Raw genomic sequence first — 21,522 nt, forward strand, 5'->3', positions numbered from 1 at the left:
GACTCGCGGGCGGGAAGGCGATTCGGGTTTTTTCCACTCTTTTTGTATTCCGTGTACCGCACCGCCCTGAAGCCTGATCGTGCTTTTTGCACCGGTTTTAAGAGGGGCAGGCGTAGCGAATAAGCTACGCTTTATACCGTATGCCGTGAAATCAACGACATTTTTCTTTTGTTGCGCACATAGCCTAAGAATGAGAACGGCCCCTTATGAAAATACCTGCTATTCCCGCAGATGAGGAACAACGCCTTGCGTCGCTGCACGACTCCGGGCTTCTGGAAACCGGCGTCACCGAGCGGCTCGATCGCCTGACCCGGTTAGCGAAACGGATGTTTGCCGTGCGCGCGGCGCTGATAACGCTGGTGGATAAAGATCAGCTGATCTTTAAATCCAGCGCAGGCTACGGTACAGAGCCGTTAGCGCGTAAAATCTCCTTCTGCGCCCATACCATCCTCCACACCGAACCGTTAATTCTTCCCGATACCCGCTGCGACGATCGTTTTGCCGATAACCCGCTGGTCACCGGCGAGGCGGAAATCCGCTTTTACGCAGGCTACCCGTTACGCTTACCGGATGGCGCAGTGGTCGGCTCCTTCTGCCTGGTGGATGGCGCAGCGCGACAGTTTAGTGAGTCGGAGCGGGACAGCCTGAAAGACTTTGCCATGATCGTCGAAGATGAGTTTGCGGTGATGAGCGCAGCCACCACCGATGAGCTGACCGGCTTATTTAATCGTCGCGGTTTTGACAGCCTGGCGAAGTTTGCCATCGTGGGTGCCCGCCGCCGCGCGCAGCCGTTAACTATGGCGTGGATCGATCTGGATAACTTTAAAGAGATTAACGATAGCTGGGGTCATAGCGAAGGCGATGAAGCGCTAAAATCGATGGCCTCGGTCATGACCGCCAGCCTGCGTGAAGCGGATCTGTGCGTGCGCTACGGCGGGGATGAGTTCGCCATCGTCTTTTCCGATACCGATGAGAAGGGCGCCTGGATTGCTATGCAGCATCTGGCCGAACAGGTGGAAGCCTGGAATAAAACCTCCGGTAAACCGTGGAAGCTGGGTTTTTCCTGGGGGCTTAGCGAGTTTGACCACGGCGGCGGCGGTGACCTGAAAAGCTGGATAAAAGAGGCGGACAGTAAGATGTACGCCATGAAAACGCGCAATCATCGCGGGCGCTGATCCATCATAAAATCCTATGATTGACAGCGTTGTGTTAATTCGCTGTTAAGATAATAGTGGTCATTTTTAAGGAGTTAAAATGACCCACTATTTTGTTCGTTCCCTCTCTGGCGAAACGCTACTCTCCCGTATTGATTCTCTTTGCGACGTGCTGGAAAACTCCGTGGCGGGCGGCGCATCCGTGAGCTTTATGCATCCGCTATCGCGGGAAAAATCCCTTACATTCTGGTCCGGCGTCGCCGCAAGCGTTGGGCGCGGCGAGCGCATTGTGCTGGTGGCGGAAGACGCCGCCGGTGAGATTGTCGGCACGGTGCAGGTGGTACTGGATCAACCTGAAAACCAGCCCCATCGCGCCGATGTCGCTAAATTACTGGTGCATGAAAAAGCCCGACGGCAAGGGCTGGCGCGCAGGCTGATGGATGCGCTGGAGAGCGAAGCGCGGGCGCAAGGTAAAACCGTGCTGGTGCTGGATACCGCGACGGGCAGCGGGGCGGAAACCTTTTATCTGCAGTGCGGCTGGCAGCGCGTCGGTGAGATCCCGCGCTATGCGCTGATGCCGGATGGAAATGTGACGGCAACGACATTTTTTTACAAGTTCTTATAATCCACGCCAATATGAGAAAGCATTTTGATCAAAACAGGGTTTCGTGGTCGAAAAGTCTGGTAAGTTATTACACCAATCTTCCCAGGTTGTATGACTAATCAAAAAAGGAACCCACTGTGAACACATTAAACCGTCGCAACTTTCCCGGCGCTGAATATCCTGAACGTATTATTCAGTTCGGCGAAGGGAACTTTTTGCGCGCTTTTGTCGACTGGCAAATCGATCTGCTGAACGAGCACACCGACCTTAACGCCGGGGTGGTGGTTGTTCGCCCGATCCAGAGTGATTTCCCGCCGTCCCTGAGCACCCAGGATGGCCTGTACACCACAATTATTCGCGGCCTCAACGAGCAGGGCGAAGCGGTAAGCGACGCGCGTCTGATCCGCTCGGTAAACCGCGAAATCAGCGTGTATGCCCAGTACGACGAGTTCCTGAAGCTGGCTCACAACCCGGATATCCGTTTTGTCTTCTCCAACACCACGGAAGCGGGTATTAGCTACCATGCGGGTGACAAATTTGATGATGCGCCAGCGGTGAGCTATCCGGCAAAACTGACGCGTCTGCTGTTCGAACGCTTTACCCATTTCTCCGGTGCGGCAGATAAAGGCCTGATCATCATTCCGTGTGAACTGATTGATTACAATGGTGAAGCGCTGCGTGAGCTGGTGCTGCGCTATGCGCAAGAGTGGGCGCTGGGAAGTGAATTTACACAGTGGCTGGAAAACGCGAATGCGTTCTGCTCGACGCTGGTGGACCGCATCGTGACCGGCTATCCCCGTGATGAAGTGGCGAAGCTGGAAGCGGAACTCGGTTATCAGGATTCATTCCTTGATACCGCTGAACATTTCTACCTGTTTGTGATTCAGGGGCCGAAAACCCTGGCCGCTGAACTGCGTCTCGACAAATTCCCGCTGAACGTGCTGATTGTTGACGACATCAAACCGTACAAAGAGCGTAAAGTGGCGATCCTGAACGGCGCACACACTGCGCTGGTGCCGGTTGCTTATCAGGCGGGGCTGGATACCGTGGGCGAATCGATGAACGACAGCGAAATCTGCGCGTTTGTTGAGAAGGCGATTTACGAAGAGATCATTCCGGTGCTGGATCTGCCGCGCGAAGAGCTGGAATCCTTTGCCAGTGCGGTTACCGGACGTTTCCGTAACCCGTATATCAAACATCAGCTGCTGTCGATTGCCCTCAATGGCATGACCAAATACCGCACCCGTATTCTGCCGCAGCTGCTGGCAGGGCAGAAAGCTAACGGCAAATTGCCTGCGCGTCTGACCTTCGCGCTGGCGGCACTGATTGCTTTCTATCGCGGTGAGCGTAACGGCGAGACCTATCCGGTGCAGGATGATGCCCACTGGATTGAACGCTACCAGCAGCTGTGGAGCCAGCATGGCGATCGCCAGATCAGCACCAGCGAACTGGTGAAAGCGGTGCTTTCCGTCAGCGATCACTGGGAGCAGGATCTGAGTAAAGTGAGCGGTCTGGTAGAGCAGGTTTCGCTGGATCTGGACGCGATTCTGCTGCGCGGTATGCGCGAAGCAGTCAAACCGCTGTGCTAATACGCGGCGGTTAAGCACTTTCGGTATCAACCCGGCTACGGCCGGGTTTTTTTATGCCCTCAAGCCACCCGCAGGGGGTTAAACGCCGCTTCGACCCATAACGCGACGTTCGGTCAGGAACGGCTATATTAGTTACAACATACTTTGAAATAGTTGTATAACAGGTTTCAGCAACCTCTGCACCAATACCTCGCCTGCCAGAACGATAATTCGTCACAATCTGTTATCAAACTTGCAACTGTGATATTGATCACGTTTAATAGCGCAGCTCTCCTTATCACTGTTACTAAAAAATGATCGTTCGACCTCAACAACACTGGCTTCCTCGTCTTTTCGTCTGGCACGGTTCGGTATTGCCGAAAATCAGTTCGCGCCTGCTGATGAACTTCCTGCTCTCCATTGCCGTGGTCTGGATGCTGCCATGGTATACTTCGCTTGGCATCAAGCTCACCGTTGCGCCGTTCAGCATTCTCGGTGTGGCTATCGCTATCTTTCTGGGTTTTCGCAATAACGCCTGTTTTGCCCGCTATAGCGAAGCGCGTCTGCTGTGGGGCCATTTGATGATTGCCTCACGTTCGCTGCTGCGCGAGGTGAAAACGACGTTGCCCAACGATGCCGGGTTGCAGCACTTTATTCACTTACAAATTGCCTTTGCCCACTGTTTACGCATGACGCTGCGTCGCAAGCCGCAGGGCGAGGTACTGGCGAAATATTTAAACCAGAGCGATCTGCGCAATGTGCTTAACGCCCATTCGCCGGCGAACCGCATTCTTTTGCTGATGGGAGAGTGGTTAGGCGAACGCCGTGCCCAGGGTCTGCTTTCGGATATGATGTTTAGCAGTATCAACCAGCGCCTGCATGATATGTCTGCGGTGCTGTCCGGCTGCGAGCGTATCTTTACCACGCCGCTGCCGTTTGCCTATTCGCTGATTCTGCACCGCACCGTCTATCTGTTTTGTATCATGCTGCCGTTCGCCCTGGTGGTGGATCTCCACTTTATGACGCCTTTCGTTTCGGTACTGATCTCTTACACCTTTATCTCGCTGGATACGCTGGCGGAAGAGCTGGAAGATCCGTTTGGCGAAGAGGATAACGACCTGCCGCTCGACGCTATCAGCAACGCTATCGAAATTGATCTGCTGCAAATGGTCGACGCTGCTGTGCTGCCGCCAAAAATGACCCCGGGCAAAAATTATCAATTGACCTAAACTTTGCTGTGGAGAGCCAGTCATCTCTTCGATTTTTTCAGACCGAAAGCGATACCCATAACACAGAGGGACGTGCGATGGAAAAGTCAGACAGAGCTATCTCATTTGCGTTAACCCTGGTGGTTAGCTTATCTCTGCTCGCCACGGCGTGGGATCTCTCCTTCGTCAGTAGCCTGCCGTGAACTCACTTTGTTGCTTTAGCAGCGCCCGCGTTTCTCGCGCCGGGCGCGCTAGCAGCGACAATGCCTCTTCTTGCGTGCGCACATTGGTATAGCCGATAACCAGCCCGTAGCGTTTATGCGTCGAGTTATACCAGCGCGACAGGGGACTGACTTCTAACTGGTGCTGTTGCCAGATCATCGCGATTGCCACATCCTGGGTACTGGTGTGTAAAAACGCCACGATATGCATTCCACCGTCGCTTACTTCCACGCTAAATATGCCCGGATAAACCTGCTCCAGCGCCCGCAAAACATAATGTCGGCGTTGCGAATAGAGCGGGCGCATCTTTTTCAGGTGCTTGTAAAAGTGCCCCTCGCTGAGAAACGCCGCAACGATCTTCTGCGTCAGCACCGGTTGCCCGCTTTCGCTGATGTGCGCCGTTTCACGAAACGCCGCCAGCGTCGCGCGCGGCATCACGATATAGCTCAGACGCAGCGCGGGCATTACCGTCTTACTGAAGGTGCCCATATAGATAACCCGGTCATCACTATCCAGGCTCTTTAACGCTGGCAGCACTTTGCGCGTGTAGTGAAACTCGCCATCATAATCATCTTCGACAATCCAGCTATTGTTCTGCGCAGCCCACGCCAGCAATTGATGTTTGCGCGGCAACGAAAGGGTCACCGCCAGCGGGCTATGATGTGACGGTGTCACGAAAAGCAGGCGTGCGTCACTGTGGTATTGCTGCAGATAATCAACGTTAAGACCATGTTCATCCACCGGCACAAAATGCAGGTTGTTCGCGGCGCGTTTCAGCGCCTGGGCACCAAAAAAGTAGCCCGGATCTTCAAACAGTACCTTGTCATTAGCCGTCGTCAATGCGTTGAGTATCAGCCGCAGGTTAAAGCTGTAGCCGCTGGTAATAAAGATTTGCTCCGCCGTGCAGGATAAGCCGCGTGAGATGTTCAGGTAATGGGCGATGGCTTCGCGTAACGGTGTATATCCCAATAGCGGCGGGTTGATCATTTCACCCGCTGACATGGAACGAACCGCTTTACCGCCCAGCAGCAGCCATTTTTTATAAGGAAACGCATCGAGAGCCGGTATGCCAGGGTGCAGCAACCCTGACTGATTGCGCATCACCTCCGCCAGCGGCGACAGTTCGTCAACAGGAGCAGGCGAACAATCCAGCGTCGGCGCGGCGTTGAGCTGCAGATCGGGATTGACCCGCGTACCGCGTGCGCCTTGACTGACCAGATAACCTTCGCCGACGAGGATCGCCCATGCGGTTTCCACGGTTTTACGCGCCACGCCGAGCTCGCTGGCCAGCACGCGCACCGAGGGCACTTTATCGCCCGGTTTCAACAACCCGCTGACAATACTCTGCCGATACTGTTGGTAAATAGCCTTGTAACCCGGCTTCATGTCCTACCTCTATTTATCGTTTTTGCATCTTTTTACTATGGCATAAGAGCGTAGGATAACGGCTGTCGATTCCATAAACGAGGCAAATAATAATGAGCACCCGCTTAAATCTCTTCCAGACCGTCCCGGCGTTAGTCAATACCCTGCGTGATGCGGGCGAGGCGTCGCAAGCCAGCAGCCTGGATATGACAATTAAACTTCTGGTCGATATCCGCGCATCCCAGCTCAATCACTGTGCGTTTTGCCTGGATATGCATGTCAAACAGGCGAAAGTGCACGGTGAGCGCGAACTGCGCATTTATCACCTTTCTATCTGGCGTGAATCACCGCTGTTCAGCGCGAAAGAGAAAGCGGCTCTGGCCTTGTGCGAAGCGCTGACCCGGCTTGATGAGCATGGCATCAGCGATGAGCTTTACGGCGAAGTACGGGAACATTTTAGCGAAGTGGAACTCTCGGAACTGGCTTTCTCTATTACGGTGATTAACAGCTGGAACCGTTTAATGGTGCTGTCGAAAGCCTTACCCGGCGCGCTGGATAAAGCCTACGGTCTGGACCGCGCAGGTCTTGAATAATCACCTCCCGGCGCGGATAAAAGCAATAAAGGTCCGTAATGCCGCCGGAATATGGCGATGTCCGGGATAATAGAGACACAGCCCTTTAAAGGGCTGTGTCCACTCATCCAGCACGCTCACCAGCGCTCCGCTGCGCAGATCCTCTTCAATATAAAACCCCGGCAAAAAACCGACCCCCAGCCCGGCGCGTACGGCGGCAATCGAGGTAAAGAGATCGCTGGTCGCCAGCCGTGGCGGAACCGCAATATCAAACTGCTGGCCACGACGCGCAAGCTCCCAGCGGTAGTTACTGCCGTTGGACATGCGCATGCAAATCCCATGATGTTGATACAAGTCTTCCGGTACCTGCGGCGTGCCGTGTTCGGCAAACCATTGCGGCGTTGCCACCACGCGCATGCGAATATCGGCGGTCAGCGGCACGGCGATCATATCCTGGGGAACGGCTTCCGCCAGCCGCACTCCTGCATCATACCCTTCGGCGACAATATCGATGGCCCGCGCCTCGCTGGCGACCTCCATACGGATAAGGGGATAACGCACCAGAAAGCGCACCAGCAAATCATCAAGAAACAACGGGCCTATATTTTGCGGCACGTTCAGGCGCAGGGTGCCGGAAGGCTCATCGGCCAGACTGTGGATCTCTTCCTGCGCCTGTTGGATTTCGCGCAGCGCCGGACCGATACGCGCAACAAAACGCTGACCCGCTTCCGTTAGCGCGACGCTGCGGGTGGTGCGATGAAACAGCCGAATAGCGAGGCGACTCTCCAGTCCGGCAATGGCGTTACTCACCGCCGTCGGCGACATGGATAGCGCCTGCGCGGCACCACGAAAACTGCCCCGGCGCATCACCGCCATTACCACTTCCAGCTCAATCAATCCTGAACGATGCATAGATTATCCCGATTTTCGAAACAGCTTTTGCAGCATAGCGTGGATTATCGGCGCGATAAAGCTGTGCCAGACTGGCGTCATTATTAATCAGGAGGTGGTGATGAACGTAATTGAACAGATCTCAATTAATGGCGAATGGGTCACGCCGCAGGGCAGTGAACTTTTCGACCTGTTTAATCCGGCAACGGGCGCGGTGACGGGCCAGCTGCGGCTTGCCAACGAGGCCGATGCGCTGCGGGCGATTGTCGCGGCAAAAGCGGCGTTTCCTGCGTGGTCGCATACCAGCAAAGAAGAGCGTATTGCTGCATTAACGCGCATGCGCACTGCGCTGGCCCGTTATCAACAGCCGTTGCTGGAGGCCATTGTGCAAGAGTATGGCGCACCGGCGGCGCGCAGTAGCTGGATGGCCAGTTATCCCGTGGCGGTTATCGATGAGGCGATTAAGGCGTTACAACAGTTCGAGTTTTCAACGACGATAGGTCAGGCTCGGATGGAAATGACACCCCTTGGCGTTGCCGGGCTTATCACACCCTGGAACAGTGACGCCGGGTTTATTTGCGGCAAACTGGCTGCGGCGCTGGCTGCGGGCTGTACCGCCGTGATCAAACCGAGCGAGATGAGCGCGCGGCAAACGCAAATTGTCACGCAAGCGCTGCACGAAGCGCAGCTGCCGCCCGGCGTTTTCAACATTGTCACCGGACGTGGCGAAGTGGTTGGCGAGGTGCTTAGCCGTCATCCGGATGTGGCCAAGATCTCCTTCACCGGTTCGACAACCACCGGCAAAGCCATTTTGCGCAATGCTGCCGAGAGCTTTAAACGCGTGACGCTGGAGTTAGGCGGTAAATCGCCGACAATTATTCTCGACGATGCGGATCTGGCAAAAGCTGTGCCGCTGGCGATTCAGGCGGGGCTTATCAACAGCGGCCAGGCCTGTATAGCCGGTACGCGCATTCTGATCCCCGTGTCGCGCAAAGCCGAGTGTGAAGCGGCGCTGGCGCTGGCGGTGGCAGCGGTGAAATCCGGCGATCCCCTCGACCCTGCAACGGAAGTGGGCCCGATGGTCAGCGAGAAACAGTGGCAGCGTGTGCAGTCGTATATTCGCCTCGGGCAGGAAGAAGGTGCGCGGATGCTGGTAGGCGGTGAGGGACGTGCGGGGGGAGGCGAACGAGGCTGGTCGGTGCGACCCACGTTATTCACCGAGGTAAATAATCAGATGCGCATTGCCAGAGAGGAGATTTTTGGCCCGGTGTTATGCGTTCTGACCTATCAGGACGACGCCGAGGCGGTAGCCATTGCCAACGATACGGATTACGGCTTAAGCGCGCTGGTACTGGGCAGCGATGAGACGCGGGCAAAAAGGGTCGCCGGGCAAATTCTTTCCGGGCGCGTATTGGTCAATACGCTGCATCATGAGGCTGCCGCGCCGTTTGGCGGTTTTAAACACTCAGGGATCGGGCGGGAGATGGGGCGTTGGGGGCTGGCTGCTTTTATGGAGCCAAAAACGATTGTCAGCCAAAAAAATGCCGCCCGATAATACCGGGCGGCAGGGATAGGCTTAACGGGCGAGCTGGAAGAAGCGCACGGAGTCGCGCAGCATCTCGCTCTGTTCGGTCATCGACTGGGCAGCCACCGCCGCCTGTTCCACAAGCGTGGCGTTCTGCTGGGTGACCTGATCCATCTGATCGATAGCGACGCTAATCTCTTTAATCCCCTGATGCTGTTCGGTAGAGGCCGCAGAGATCTCGGCGACAATATCCGTCACTTTATTTACCGAGCTAACAATCTCTTCCATGGCCCGGCTGGCGGTATCGGCATAGCGGGAGCCATCGGTGATTTTATGCACGGTGCCTTCAATCAACTGTTTGATCTCTTTTGCCGCCTCGGCGCTTTTCTGCGCCAGGTTACGCACTTCACCCGCCACCACGGCAAAACCTTTGCCCTGTTCACCGGCGCGCGCCGCTTCAACGGCGGCGTTCAGCGCCAGGATATTCGTCTGGAATGCAATGCCTTCGATCACTGAGATAATGTCGACAATTTTCTGCGAGCTGGCGGAGATTTCATGCATACGTTTCAGCATGTCATTCACCTCTTTCCCGCCTTTTACTGCGGTTTGTGAAGTCTGGCGCGCCAGGTCGCTCGCTTTGCGGGCGTTCTCGGCATTGCTCTTCACGTTCTCGGTGATTTGCTGCATGTTCGAAGAGGTCTGCACCAGCGAGGCCGCTTGTTCCTCGGTACGCTGGGAGAGATCGTTATTGCCTTCGGCAATTTCACCGGCGGCATGAGAAATGGATTCGCTGCCGTCGATAATACCGGTGATGATCTCGGCAAGCTTGCTGTTCATCTCATGGATGGTCGCCAGCAGGCTTTCATTGTCACCCTGGCGCAACGCGACCTGAGTACCCAGGTTGCCGTTGGCTACTGCTTTCATAATCGACATCGCATAGGTCGGTTCGCCGCCCAGCTGACGCGCGAGATTGCGTGAGATAAACAGGGCAATCACGCCGGTGGCGATCAGCGCCAGCAGCAGTAATCCGCTCAGCAGATAGAACGCCTGGCGGTAGGCCGCCTGCGATTCTTCCCCTGCCTGGTTACCGATTGCCACTTCCATATCCACCAGCGTCGCCAAATCTTTCATCAGCTTGGTACGATATTTCGCTGAGACCGCGCCGCTGATTTTAGCCGCTTCTTCGGCGTCGCCGCGATTCATCGCCTCGATCACTTTGGCGTTCACATCGACAAAGTTTTTAAAGTTATCGACTACCGTACCAAACAGCGCGTGCATCTCCTGCGGCTCATTGGCGGAAATCTTCGCGTACTGCTGCTGAGCATTAAGGAACGTCGCCTGATTTTGCAGCAGTTCAGCGCGATGCTGATCCAACGAAGCCGCCGTGGTAGAGGTAATATACTGCACCTGTTGCAGACGCATTTCTGCTAATACTCCTCGCATTTCAAGGGTATAGCGTACGCCCGGCATTCTGCTTTCGCGGAACTGGTCAATATTTTTATTGCTGCTGTTGAGCTGATAAATGGAAACAACGCCCAGCAGCAACATCATCACAATCAGGATGGAGAAGCCGATAAGCAATTTTGTGAGAACGGTGGCCTGCGAGATTTTTTTCATAATCCACTACTACGTAAAGAAAGGTAATAGTAATAACGGCAATAACCGGGGAAATGTTGAGACATTTATCTGATCTCAGTCACATAATGCGATCATTTTTGTGCATCAGCACACAGTGGATTTTTAATTTAACTTAAGGAAACAAAAGTTGTTAATAAGGTGAGAAAATAATACTTCAATAAAGTGAAATATCGTTTCAAGTGATAATTATTGACATTGTTTAATTTTCTGCGCACCCCATTCAGTGCGCAGAAAATTAACGCGAGAGGGTGATCGGCAGTTCATCTGCCCATTTCGTCGCCTGGTTCATCAACTCGGAGATCGCCGATATCGGCAAACCAATTTGCTCGGCTACGGCGTTAGCCTCATCCCACATCCGCTGCTCATACAGGCGCGCCAGATGCACATAGGGGAATAGTTCGCCGCTGTCGGTCTCCAGCGCGTTCGCGACGTCCGGTGAGACGGCGATCTGTGCCATCAGTTCCGCCAGCGGTAAATTAAGGATGACATCCAGCAGCGAGAAAAGACCGACCATAAAGGCATCATTATTGTTATTGTTCGCTGAGGTGCGCGCCGCCACCAGTTCGCAGAATTTGGCGCGGATCAGGCTCAGGTAATAAATTTCCGTATTGGTGACATCCTCAAAGGAGGTCAGGCACGCCACCAGCACAAAGCGGCGCATTTCGCTAATGCCCAGATAAACCACAATATCGCGCAATGACTGATTGCGAAATCCATTGATCCCGCGGGTGTTATATAAAATATTTTGCGCATAGCGCATAATTTTGAATGACAGCGAGACATCGCGCTTTAACAGCTCTTCGATTTTATTTAAATTCGGCGATTCAACGTTTACTTCCTGCATCAGCTTTAAAGCAAATGCGCGGTTTTGCACCAGTTTATTTCGTTTAGTGACCACTGGCTTACTGAAAAAATAGCCTTGAAAGAGATGAAAGCCTAACTTCTTAAAGTATTCAAACTCCTCGTAGGTTTCTACCTTCTCCGCCAGTAATACCGTATGGCGCAATATTTCCCGGTTTGCCAGAATATAATCACCAATCGCTTCGCGCGGGGTGCGCCCTATGTCAAATTTAATCACGTTGACATAGGGGATAAAGGCATCCCACTGGTGGCCTGGCTCAAAATCATCCAGCGCGATGCGAAAGCCCATATGGTGCATCCGCTTAACGGCTTCGAGCAGCTTTTTGTCCGGCTCGGCATCCTCCAGCACTTCAATCACCACGCGGTTGCTGGGCAGGGTTTCCGCCACTCCTTCAATCAGTAACTGGTAAGGGAAATTGACGTACACGGTGCTGTTGTCGTTCTTACGTCCCACCGGCGCGCTGAGGAACTGTTCTTCGATTAACTGCGTGGTGGCCTGTTCCGCAGGTATATCGGGGAAGCGGTTATCCATGCTGTTGCGAAAAAGCAGCTCATAACCGACGGTATTTAATTGCTTATCAAAAATCGCCTGTCGGGCCACAAAAGAATACATTCACCACCTCGCACATCGTGTACTTTTGTATAGGTTTTCCAAATATATAAGCTACAGTAACACCCTTAACAGCGTAACCCTGTGACTGGCGCAAAATATTTTACTTTTATTGATACAGAGTAGGACAGCAAAGCGGTAGATGTACAGGCGGGGCTTATATTCCCGGCAGGCAACGGGCGCTTAATCCCACTGTTTAACGAACTCTGCGCTGTGAAATTGACAGGCGTAGCAGGGTATTTCAATACTCAACAGGTCACTTCAACAGGAGCTGTTTATGAACAATACCCGCTCGCCCGCATTTGTGATTCGCAATTTTAACCACCTCGAGATGGAGAATTTTGTCCGCCCGCCGCTGTACGAATCCCTCGGTGCATCGCTGACAAAAGGGACGCAGGCGCGCAAACTCGGCGCGTCGATTGATATTTTGCCGCCGGGAAAACGCGCCTGTCCTTTCCACCTGCATCACGCGCAAGAAGAGATGTTTATTGTGCTCGACGGTCGCGGCACGCTGCGCATCGGTGATGAAGAACGGCCCATCGAAGCGGGGGATGTTATCTGCGTTCCACCCGGTAAAGCGTGGCCGCACCAGATAATCAATACCTCCGACCAGCCGCTGCGCTATATCTCCATCAGTACCATGGAAAGCCCGGAAATTTGCGAATATCCCGATGCCAACAAATTTCTCGCGCGGGCCAGAACTGATGGCCATGAGGATTTTCGCCATATCGATTTTCGTGGCGGCAGCCTCGATTACTGGGAAGGCGAGGCGTAGCGGGTTGCAAGCCAGCGGCTCTTCGCAGGCGGCTAAAACGCCAGCAGCGGTTTAACTGTTCGGCCCGCGCTGTGGTATTGCGCGATAGCCTGCTGCCATTGATGAAAATCAATCAGTGTCACCTCGCTGGACTGGCTGTTGCGCAGCTGGTCCCAGATGCCAACAAACGCCTGCTGCCAGGCACTCGCGGGCATGGCATCAAGATAATTGCGAATATGGAACCAATGAACGACCGGCAAGCGCCGTCGGATACTGAAAGGTTCTTCGCTCAATAAACCGTAGCTGATAAACATACCATCCTGCGGCATCGCTTGTAGGATCGTTTCGGCCAGTGTACCGCCGACGGCGTCATACACGACGGCGGCTTTGGCTGCCGCCTGTTTGATGCCTGCGCTATCACTGTCCGCCAGCGGCGCAATCCCGTAAGCCGCCAGCCGTTGGGCATGAATAGCGGAACGGTAAATGCCGGTTACGCTTTTTGCACCCTGCAATCGTGCCCACTGGGCCAGATAACCCGCGCAATCGGAACCCGCCGCCGTTATAAGCACATGTTTGCCGCGGACCGGATAAAGCTCCAGCATCATTTGCGCGGCAAAGGGATTGATCCAGGCGCGGGCGGCGAGGGTATCGGCAATATCGTCCGGCACGGGTACCGCCAGTTCCGCCGGGCAATCAACATACTGCTGCCAGGTCCCCGACCCACGCAGCGGCAGCACCCGCGTACCTAACAAATTCGCATTCGATCCGTTAGTTTCTGTTACCACGCCCACGCCTTCATACCCGGCGATGGCGGGCAGGGTAATGCGATGGCTATAGGCACCGGCGATCGGAATCAGATCTGAGGCGTTAACCGGTGAAAAGCGCATTTTGACCCGTATCGCGCCCGCCCGCAGCGGCGCAAGCGTGGCGGTTTCTTCTTGCAGAGTCGTCAGCGGGTCGCCGAAACATCTGTACACTAAAGATGTGTTATACATGTTATCCGTTTGTTATATCGATTAATTTGATAAAGGATTATACCTATGTTTTTCCGTGTGAAATCAATCTGTTCTTTTATGTTATTGAGCACTTTCGCCGCCAGCGCCGCCAATATTGATAGCGCGACGCTGACGGCGGTGGCCCGTCTGCAGGAGGAGAGGCTGGGCGCGCGCATCGGTATTGCCGTCATCGATACCGGTAGCGGCGAGACGGTGAGCTACCGTGGCGATGAGCGTTTCCCGATGACCAGCACCCATAAAGCGCTACTCTGCGGTGCGTTGTTAAGCAAGGTCGATAAAGGCGAATTCACGCTAAGCGATACCACCCAGTTTAGCCAGCAGGATCTTGTCGAGTACTCGCCGGTGACCAGCAAGTTTGTCGCTCCGGCCTCGATGAGCTGGCAACAGCTATGCAGCGCGGCTATCACCGTCAGTGATAACACGGCGGCAAATGTAGTGGCGAAAAAAATTGGCGGTCCGGCGGCATTAACGCGATTTGTTGCCGATAACGGTGACACTGTCACTCGGCTCGATCGCGCTGAACCGGAATTAAACAGCGCGATACCCGGCGATCTTCGCGATACCACCACGCCGCTTGCCATCAGTCATAGCCTGCAGAAAATGGCGCTGGGCGAAATATTAACGCCCGCTTCGCGCGCGCAACTGGTGCAGTGGATGCAGGACGATAAAGTCGCCGACGCGCTGCTGCGCGCGTCGCTGCCGAAAGGCTGGAAAATCGGCGATAAAACCGGTGCCGGCGAGCACGGTACGCGCTCGATTATCAGCATTGTCTGGCCGAAAAAAGGCGCGCCGCGCATCGTGTCGGTGTACGTCACCAACACCCAGGCGACGATGGCGCAAAGCAATGACGCCATTGCCCGAATTGGCAAAGCCATATTCAGTGCCACCAAAGATTAAAACGCCTGGCAATGCAGGCAAAAACACCTCTGCGGTGAAGGTAAATTTGCCGGTTAAGGCCGCTTAACGCTTGGTTTGACGGGCGTTAAGCGGGCGCTTCGCCCATGATGTTGCGGATTATCGTCTATGATTGTTTCTCGTGACATCGTGGAGAGGTAATTGCATGGAGTCGAAATCGTTTAGTAAAAGCTGGGGAGCCGAGTACGCCGCGGATGGCCGCGTGCAGTTTCGGTTATGGGCTACCGGGCATGAACAGATTACGCTGCGTCTGCCCTCGGGCGAGCTACCCATGCAGCGGCGCGACAACGGTTGGTTTGAGCTAAACGTTGACCATCTGGCTCCGGGCACAGCGTACCAGTTTGTGCTCAGTGATGGCATGGCGGTGCCGGATCCCGCTTCCCGCGCGCAACAATCCGGTGTTAACGGCCCTTCATTGGTCGTCGATCCGCAACAGTATCGCTGGCAACATCCGCACTGGCAGGGCCGCCCGTGGGAAGAGTCGGTAGTATATGAATTGCATATGGGTACCTTTACGCCGCAGGGGACTTTCCGCGCGGCAATGGAAAAACTGCCGTACCTTGCTGAACTTGGCATCACGATGATTGAAGTGATGCCCGTTTCACAGTTCGGCGGTGACCGTGGCTGGGGTTATGACGGCGTACTGCTGTATGCGCCGCACTCGGCGTACGGAACGCCGGAAGATTTCAAAGCCTTTATCGACGCCGCACACGGCTATGGCCTGTCGGTGGTTCTGGATATTGTGCTCAACCACTTTGGCCCTGAAGGCAACTATCTGCCCGCGCTGTCGCCGAATTTTTTCCACCCGGAACGACAAACGCCGTGGGGACCGGGCATTGCTTATGACGTTGATGCCGTCCGGCGTTATATCACAGAAGCGCCGCTCTACTGGCTGCATGAATACCATCTGGACGGGCTGCGCTTTGATGCCATCGACCAGATTGAAGACAGCGCCGAACCACAGGTGCTGGTAGAAATAGCCCAGCGTATTCGCGCTGAAATCACCGACCGCCCGGTGCATCTCACCACCGAAGATTCCCGCAACATCATTACGCTGCATCCACGCGAGGATGATGGTCGCGCGCCGCTGTTTACCGCCGAGTGGAACGACGATCTGCATAATGCCGCCCATGTGTTTGCCACCGGGGAAACCCATGCCTATTACCAGGATTTTGCCGGTCAGCCTGAAGTATGGCTGGCACGAGCGTTAACCGAAGGCTTTGCCTTCCAGGGCGAGACGGCGCCCTCCACCGGGGAGGCGCGCGGCGTCGACAGCCGGGGCCAGCCGCCGGTGGCATTTGTCGATTTTATCCAGAATCACGATCAGACCGGTAACCGCGCCCAGGGCGAGCGCCTGATTGTGCTGGCCGGTGCCGAGCGCACCCGCGTGATGCTCGCTGCGCTGATCTTTTCCCCGCACATTCCGCTGCTGTTTATGGGCGAAGAGTATGGCGAGACAAACCCGTTTTTATTCTTTACGGATTTCCACGGCGATCTGGCGCGGGCGGTACGTGAAGGACGGGCACGCGAATTCCAGGGCCACGCCGGACATGAAGGGGAAGCGGTGCCGGATCCTAACGCGCCGGAAACCTTTACCCGCTCGAAGCTGGACTGGGAAAAACCCCATCAGCAGCCCGGTCAGGCCTGGCTTAAGCAAACCCGCGAGTGGCTGGCGCTGCGCCAGCAACATATCGTGCCGCTGCTGGCGAACGCCCGGCAGCAAAATGGCGACGTTCTGACAACCGCGCCGGGCTTTCTGGCGGTGCGCTGGCGCTTGCCGCAGGGGACATTATCGCTGGCGCTCAATATTGGCGAGACCGCGCAACCGTTACCCGCGCTAGCCGGTCAAACGCTGGCCTGTTGGCCTGCAGAGCAGGATAGTTTGCCGCCAAATGCCTTTATTGTTCGTCTGGCTCAGGGAGAGGGAAAGTGAAAACACCCACCGCGACTTACCGTTTGCAATTTCGTAACGGCATGACCTTCGATCGTGCCGTGGATCTGGTTCCCTATCTGAAACGGCTGGGGATCAGCCACCTTTACGCCTCACCGGTGTTTACCGCCACCAGCGGCTCAACCCACGGTTATGACGTGACCGACGCCAATGAAATCGACCCGACACTCGGCGGGCGCGCAGGCTTTGACAGACTGGTGAGCGCGTTAAAAGAGGCCGGGCTGGGGTTAATTCTCGATATCGTCCCCAACCATATGGCCGCCTCGCTGGAGAATGCCTGGTGGCGCGATGTGCTGGCCAAAGGTGAGAAAAGTCCTTACGCACACCATTTCGACATCGACTGGTCGCGACGGCTAACGCTGCCGTTTCTCGGCGATGACTTTGAGGTTGTGCTAAAAAAAGGCGAACTGTCGGTGAAAGCCGATCCGCGAAGCGGGGAACCGGCGCTGGCCTATTACGAGAGCTTTTATCCGCTGGTTGCTGAAAGCTGGCAAGGGCGGCAGCAGGAAATGCTTGGCATGACCGACCCGGCACAACTGGCCGAACTGCATGCGCAGCAGCCCTGGCGTTTAATGAGCTGGCGCGATGCGGCGAACGATCTCTCCTACCGGCGCTTTTTTGAAATCACCGGTCTGGTCGGCGTGCGGGTAGAAGACGAAACGGTGTTTGATGATAGCCACCGGCTGATCCTCGAACTGGTTAACAGCGGTGCCGTCGACGGTTTACGTATCGATCATGTTGACGGGCTGGCAGATCCACAAGGTTACCTGACGCGCTTACGGCAAAAAGTCGGACCTGATTGTTACCTGACGGTGGAGAAGATCCTCGGTAAAGGGGAACACTTACCGGAGGACTGGCCGGTTTCCGGCACCACCGGCTATGAGTTTATCGCCGCGTTGTCGGATGTGCTGGTCGATGATGCCCAGCTTGAGGATCTGCGTAAAGCCTATAACGGCGTCGCCGGCAGAACCGTAGATATGCATGCGGAACTGCGCGCGGCCAAGTTGCTGATGGTCGATCGCAATTTTAACGGCGAATTTAGCGCGCTGGTGAAGATTGCCCTGAGCATTGGACACGCGGAAATTCCGGTGCCGCAGGAGGACGCGGTGCGCCAGGCTCTGCGCGAGCTGCTGGTTGCTTTCCCGGTGTATCGCACCTACGGCACCGAAGAGGGGCTTCGTGAGGATGACGTCGCGCTACTGCGCAAAGTGGTGGCGCGCGTGCAGCGCATCCCGGAAGCGCCCGATGCCGATGCCCTTGAGTTTGTCTGCCGTATACTGCGCGGCGAAGTGGCGAAGAGCGCGCTGAAATCGGCGGCACGTTTTCGTACCCGTTTTCAGCAGCTCACCGGGCCGCTGATGGCAAAATCCGTCGAAGATACGCTCTTTTTCCGCCAGCATGTCGACCTGGCGCTTAACGAAGTTGGGGCGGAGCCGTTGCCGCGCACTTTCTCCCTTGAGCGCTTCCACGCCGAGATGAAAACCCGCCTGCAGCGCCAGCCGGATGCCCTTTCCGGTACCTCGACCCATGATACTAAACGCGGCGAAGATGCCCGCGCGCGACTCTATACCCTGACGGAAGCGCCGCAACGCTGGGCGGATTGTGTGGCGCGCTGGCGGCAGATGAACCATATGAAAGTGCAGTTGCTGGAAGATGGTGCCGCACCGCGCCCGATGGTGGCGTGGATGATCTATCAGGCGCTGGCGGGGGTCTGGCCGGTCAATCTGCAGGCGGACGATGCCGAAGGTCTGAAAGCGCTGGAAGAGCGCTTTGTCGCCTTTGTCGAAAAAGCCCTGCGCGAAGCCAAACAGCGCACCGACTGGATTGATTCTAACGATCCTTATGAACAGGCGGTGCTCGATTATGTGCGCCATCTGTTGTCGCCGGATAACCGCGCCTTCTTAGAGGATTTCACTGCCTCGCTGCAGCCCTTTATCCGTGCCGGGATGGTCAATAGCCTGACGCAAACGGTGATCAAACTGACGGCACCCGGGGTGCCGGATATCTATCAGGGCAGCGAAGCGCTTAACTTTAGCCTGGTGGATCCTGATAACCGATTGCTGCCGGATTACGCCGAGCTTGAACGACTGCTGATGGACGAAGAGCAGGCGGATCCGAACTCACAGGAGAGCTGGTCGAGCGGGCAACTGAAGCAATTCTTTATCTACCGGTTGCTGCATCTGCGTCAAACGCTGCCGACGCTGTTTAGTCGCGGTGACTATCTGCCGCTAAATGCCGCAGGGGAACAGGCGGATCATTTAATTGCCTTTGCCCGCGTACAAAACGACGACGCATTAATTGTGCTCGCACCGCGGCTGTTGTTCGAGGCCATCGATGGCAGCCTGGCGGGTGCGCACATTATGTTGCCGCCGGAACTGGCGAATCGGCGTTACCGGGACATTCTTAGTGGTGAAGAGATTTATTTGGCCGACAAAGTAAACCTGCGATCTGTGGGCGGTTTTACCTTTGCCGTGCTGGTAAGCGCGTAATGACAACGAAAGGTGCGATAAACAATCGCGATGTCTGGTGATGTTTTACAGGCGATCAAGGAGAAGCAATGTCAGACGGTAAACACTTTTATATTACGGCGGGGCACGGCCAACAACTCGGTGCGAACTACGACGGCGAGGGTGTCAACTTTGCCCTTTTTTCAGCCCATGCGCAGCGCGTGGAGCTATGCTTATTTTCCCCCGATGGCAAGCAGGAAATCGCCCGCTTCGATCTGCCGGAATACACCCATGAGATCTGGCACGGTTATATTCCCGGCCTGCAGCCCGGCGCGCTGTACGGCTATCGGGTTCACGGCCCGTTCGATCCGGAAAATGGCCACCGTTTTAATCCGCATAAATTATTGATTGATCCCTATGCCCGCGAACTGGTCGGAGATATCGAGTGGAATCCTGCTCATTACGCTTACGATCTCGGACATGAAGATAAAGATCTCACCTTTGATACGCAGGATAGCGCGCCGTTTACGCCGAAGTGCCGGGTTATCGATCCGCAGTCCTTTGACTGGCAGGACAACGCAAGGCCTAACATAACCTGGCCACACACCGTCTTTTATGAAACCCATGTCAAAGGTTTTACCCAGCTTAACCCGGCGCTGCCGCCGGAGCTGCGCGGCACGTTTGAGGGGATGGGACATAAAGCTTCGGTGGAGTACATCAAAAGCTTGGGCATTACTTCCGTTGAGCTGCTGCCGGTGCACTGGTTCCCGGACGATCAACATCTGCTTGATAAAGGCCTGCGTAATTTCTGGGGTTATAACTCGCTGGGCTTCTTCGCCCCGGCATCGCGTTATTATGGTCCGAACGGCATTCAGGGCTTCCGTGATATGGTGCGCTCGTTTCACGATGCGGGCATCGAGGTCATTCTTGATGTGGTTTATAACCATACGGCAGAAGGCAACGAACTGGGGCCGACGCTGTCGTTTAAAGGCATCGACAACTTCTCTTATTACCGCACTTTGCCCGATCAGCACCGCTACTACATCAACGATACCGGCACCGGCAATACGGTGAATACTTCGCACCCGCGTGTACTGCAAATGGTGATGGATTCCCTGCGCTACTGGGCCGAATCGATGCATATCGACGGTTTTCGCTTCGATCTCGGGACTATTCTTGGGCGTGAGCCGGAAGGGTTCGATCAGCGCGGCGGCTTTTTCGATGCCATTAGCCAGGATCCGGTGTTGTCCAGACTGAAACTTGTCGGTGAGCCGTGGGATATTGGTCCCGGTGGCTACCAGGTGGGCGGCTTCCCGCCGGGCTGGGCTGAGTGGAACGATAAATACCGCGACACGCTGCGCGAATACTGGAAGGGCGACAACGTCTCGACAGATTTCGCCGCCCGCCTGCTGGGTTCCGGCGATCTCTACGACCAGCGCGGGCGTCGTCCGTGGGCCAGCGTCAACTTTATTACCGCTCATGACGGTTTCACGCTGAACGATGTGGTCTCGTACAACGAGAAACATAACGACGCCAACGGCGAAGATAACAACGACGGTCACAACGACAACCGCTCCTATAACTACGGTGCGGAAGGGGTTACCGACGATGAAGGGATCAACGTGGTGCGCGAGCGGCAAAAACGTAACTTCCTCGCCACGCTGTTCTTCTCCCACGGCACGCCGATGCTGCTGGCGGGGGATGAATTTGGCCGTACTCAACAGGGCAATAACAACGGTTACTGTCAGGACAGCGAAATTTCGTGGATCGACTGGGAAGCGCCCCATAGCGGCAACGGCGAAGCGCTGCGGGAATTTACCCGTCATGTGATTGCGCTGCGCGCCGCGCAACCGATCCTGCGTCGCGAGAACTGGCGCGACGGGATGGAGATCCGCTGGTACAACGCCGGCGGCGGTGAGCAGCTGCCCGAACAGTGGGATGAAGGTTCCACCCTGGGCGTCTATCTCGGCCGCCCGGATCTGCAGGAAGAAGAGGGGATCTGGCATGACGTGTTGATGTTGTTCAACCCGTTTGAAGGCACGGTGCCGTTCCGCATTCCGCAATTCGGTGAAGGCGGCTGGGTGCTGGAACTCTCCACGGCTGACGGCGCGAAAAGCGGTACGCTGATCACCAAAGAGAAGGATTTCGAACTGGAAGGGCGCAGTATCGTTCTGTTCCGCCGACCGTAACTTGTAACAGGCCAGGCGGCTCTGCCGCCTGG

At 55.5% G+C, this 21,522-nt stretch carries 16 protein-coding genes; 11 read left to right on the forward strand and 5 right to left on the reverse strand.

The window, feature by feature from the left end; genetic code table 11:
• Positions 1-206 precede the first annotated feature (206 nt).
• From RW65_RS18895 to RW65_RS18910, 4 genes are all read left to right on the forward strand, one after another.
• The gene (locus RW65_RS18895) at positions 207-1,175 is read left to right on the forward strand and encodes a sensor domain-containing diguanylate cyclase (protein ID WP_039058356.1); all 969 of its coding nucleotides are present in this window, start codon (positions 207-209) and stop codon (positions 1,173-1,175) included.
• Positions 1,176-1,254: 79 nt separating this feature from the next.
• On the forward strand, positions 1,255-1,779 hold the full coding sequence (locus RW65_RS18900; RefSeq protein ID WP_039058357.1) for a GNAT family N-acetyltransferase: 525 nt from the start codon (positions 1,255-1,257) through the stop codon (positions 1,777-1,779).
• Positions 1,780-1,895: 116 nt separating this feature from the next.
• A complete protein-coding gene (locus RW65_RS18905) occupies positions 1,896-3,347 on the forward strand; it encodes a tagaturonate reductase (RefSeq protein ID WP_039058358.1) in 1,452 nt (483 codons plus the stop codon).
• A gap of 293 nt (positions 3,348-3,640) precedes the next feature.
• Complete coding sequence (locus tag RW65_RS18910) at positions 3,641-4,555, forward strand: bestrophin family protein (protein WP_039058359.1); 915 nt, start codon at positions 3,641-3,643, stop codon at positions 4,553-4,555.
• A 165-nt stretch (positions 4,556-4,720) separates the two neighbouring features.
• Here RW65_RS18910 and pdxR read toward each other — a convergent pair whose 3' ends face one another.
• Entirely contained in the window at positions 4,721-6,142 is a 1,422-nt protein-coding gene (pdxR, locus tag RW65_RS18915; RefSeq protein ID WP_039058360.1) for a MocR-like pyridoxine biosynthesis transcription factor PdxR, read from the reverse strand.
• A 92-nt stretch (positions 6,143-6,234) separates the two neighbouring features.
• Between pdxR and RW65_RS18920 the strand changes: the two genes are divergently transcribed.
• A complete protein-coding gene (locus RW65_RS18920; protein WP_039058361.1) occupies positions 6,235-6,714 on the forward strand; it encodes a carboxymuconolactone decarboxylase family protein in 480 nt (159 codons plus the stop codon).
• Here RW65_RS18920 and RW65_RS18925 read toward each other — a convergent pair whose 3' ends face one another.
• Positions 6,715-7,605, reverse strand: a complete 891-nt coding sequence (locus RW65_RS18925) for a LysR family transcriptional regulator (protein ID WP_039058362.1) — start codon at positions 7,603-7,605, stop codon at positions 6,715-6,717.
• A gap of 100 nt (positions 7,606-7,705) precedes the next feature.
• On the opposite strand from RW65_RS18925, the gene RW65_RS18930 reads away from it, so the two are divergent.
• On the forward strand, positions 7,706-9,139 hold the full coding sequence (locus RW65_RS18930) for an aldehyde dehydrogenase family protein (protein WP_039058363.1): 1,434 nt from the start codon (positions 7,706-7,708) through the stop codon (positions 9,137-9,139).
• 21 nt (positions 9,140-9,160) lie between these two features.
• Here the strand turns inward: RW65_RS18930 and RW65_RS18935 are convergent, their stop codons facing one another.
• The gene (locus RW65_RS18935; RefSeq protein WP_039058364.1) at positions 9,161-10,726 is read right to left on the reverse strand and encodes a methyl-accepting chemotaxis protein; all 1,566 of its coding nucleotides are present in this window, start codon (positions 10,724-10,726) and stop codon (positions 9,161-9,163) included.
• A 256-nt stretch (positions 10,727-10,982) separates the two neighbouring features.
• Positions 10,983-12,221, reverse strand: coding sequence for an EAL and HDOD domain-containing protein (locus RW65_RS18940; protein WP_039058365.1), 1,239 nt, complete (start codon positions 12,219-12,221; stop codon positions 10,983-10,985).
• A gap of 274 nt (positions 12,222-12,495) precedes the next feature.
• Here RW65_RS18940 and RW65_RS18945 point away from each other — a divergent pair, with 274 nt between their 5' ends.
• Positions 12,496-12,993, forward strand: a complete 498-nt coding sequence (locus RW65_RS18945; protein WP_039058366.1) for a cupin domain-containing protein — start codon at positions 12,496-12,498, stop codon at positions 12,991-12,993.
• A 32-nt stretch (positions 12,994-13,025) separates the two neighbouring features.
• Here the strand turns inward: RW65_RS18945 and RW65_RS18950 are convergent, their stop codons facing one another.
• Entirely contained in the window at positions 13,026-13,967 is a 942-nt protein-coding gene (locus RW65_RS18950; protein ID WP_039058367.1) for a zinc-dependent alcohol dehydrogenase family protein, read from the reverse strand.
• A gap of 45 nt (positions 13,968-14,012) precedes the next feature.
• On the opposite strand from RW65_RS18950, the gene bla reads away from it, so the two are divergent.
• The 4 genes from bla to glgX all read left to right on the forward strand — a co-directional run bounded on the left by bla (position 14,013) and on the right by glgX (position 21,490).
• Positions 14,013-14,885, forward strand: a complete 873-nt coding sequence (bla, locus tag RW65_RS18955; RefSeq protein ID WP_039058368.1) for a class A beta-lactamase — start codon at positions 14,013-14,015, stop codon at positions 14,883-14,885.
• 163 nt (positions 14,886-15,048) lie between these two features.
• Complete coding sequence (gene treZ, locus RW65_RS18960; protein ID WP_039058369.1) at positions 15,049-16,836, forward strand: malto-oligosyltrehalose trehalohydrolase; 1,788 nt, start codon at positions 15,049-15,051, stop codon at positions 16,834-16,836.
• Positions 16,833-19,343 (forward strand): malto-oligosyltrehalose synthase, encoded by a 2,511-nt coding sequence (gene treY / locus RW65_RS18965; protein WP_039058370.1) that lies wholly within the window; start codon positions 16,833-16,835, stop codon positions 19,341-19,343. Before treZ ends, treY begins: the two co-directional genes overlap by 4 nt.
• 68 nt (positions 19,344-19,411) lie before the next feature.
• Positions 19,412-21,490, forward strand: coding sequence for a glycogen debranching protein GlgX (gene glgX / locus RW65_RS18970; RefSeq protein WP_039058371.1), 2,079 nt, complete (start codon positions 19,412-19,414; stop codon positions 21,488-21,490).
• Positions 21,491-21,522: the final 32 nt, after the last annotated feature.

Origin of the sequence: Enterobacter sp. Bisph1 (genome assembly GCF_000814905.1) — a bacterium.
GTDB lineage: Bacteria > Pseudomonadota > Gammaproteobacteria > Enterobacterales > Enterobacteriaceae > Kosakonia.

Coding starts and splice junctions, on each gene's coding strand:
- RW65_RS18895 (WP_039058356.1), top strand. CDS start 207: ATGAAAATACCTGCTATTCCCGCAGATGAGGAACAACGCCTTGCGTCG.
- RW65_RS18900 (WP_039058357.1), top strand. CDS start 1,255: ATGACCCACTATTTTGTTCGTTCCCTCTCTGGCGAAACGCTACTCTCC.
- RW65_RS18910 (WP_039058359.1), top strand. CDS start 3,641: ATGATCGTTCGACCTCAACAACACTGGCTTCCTCGTCTTTTCGTCTGG.
- pdxR (WP_039058360.1), bottom strand. CDS start 6,142: ATGAAGCCGGGTTACAAGGCTATTTACCAACAGTATCGGCAGAGTATT.
- RW65_RS18920 (WP_039058361.1), top strand. CDS start 6,235: ATGAGCACCCGCTTAAATCTCTTCCAGACCGTCCCGGCGTTAGTCAAT.
- RW65_RS18925 (WP_039058362.1), bottom strand. CDS start 7,605: ATGCATCGTTCAGGATTGATTGAGCTGGAAGTGGTAATGGCGGTGATG.
- RW65_RS18930 (WP_039058363.1), top strand. CDS start 7,706: ATGAACGTAATTGAACAGATCTCAATTAATGGCGAATGGGTCACGCCG.
- RW65_RS18935 (WP_039058364.1), bottom strand. CDS start 10,726: ATGAAAAAAATCTCGCAGGCCACCGTTCTCACAAAATTGCTTATCGGC.
- RW65_RS18940 (WP_039058365.1), bottom strand. CDS start 12,221: ATGTATTCTTTTGTGGCCCGACAGGCGATTTTTGATAAGCAATTAAAT.
- RW65_RS18945 (WP_039058366.1), top strand. CDS start 12,496: ATGAACAATACCCGCTCGCCCGCATTTGTGATTCGCAATTTTAACCAC.
- RW65_RS18950 (WP_039058367.1), bottom strand. CDS start 13,967: ATGTATAACACATCTTTAGTGTACAGATGTTTCGGCGACCCGCTGACG.
- bla (WP_039058368.1), top strand. CDS start 14,013: ATGTTTTTCCGTGTGAAATCAATCTGTTCTTTTATGTTATTGAGCACT.
- treZ (WP_039058369.1), top strand. CDS start 15,049: ATGGAGTCGAAATCGTTTAGTAAAAGCTGGGGAGCCGAGTACGCCGCG.
- glgX (WP_039058371.1), top strand. CDS start 19,412: ATGTCAGACGGTAAACACTTTTATATTACGGCGGGGCACGGCCAACAA.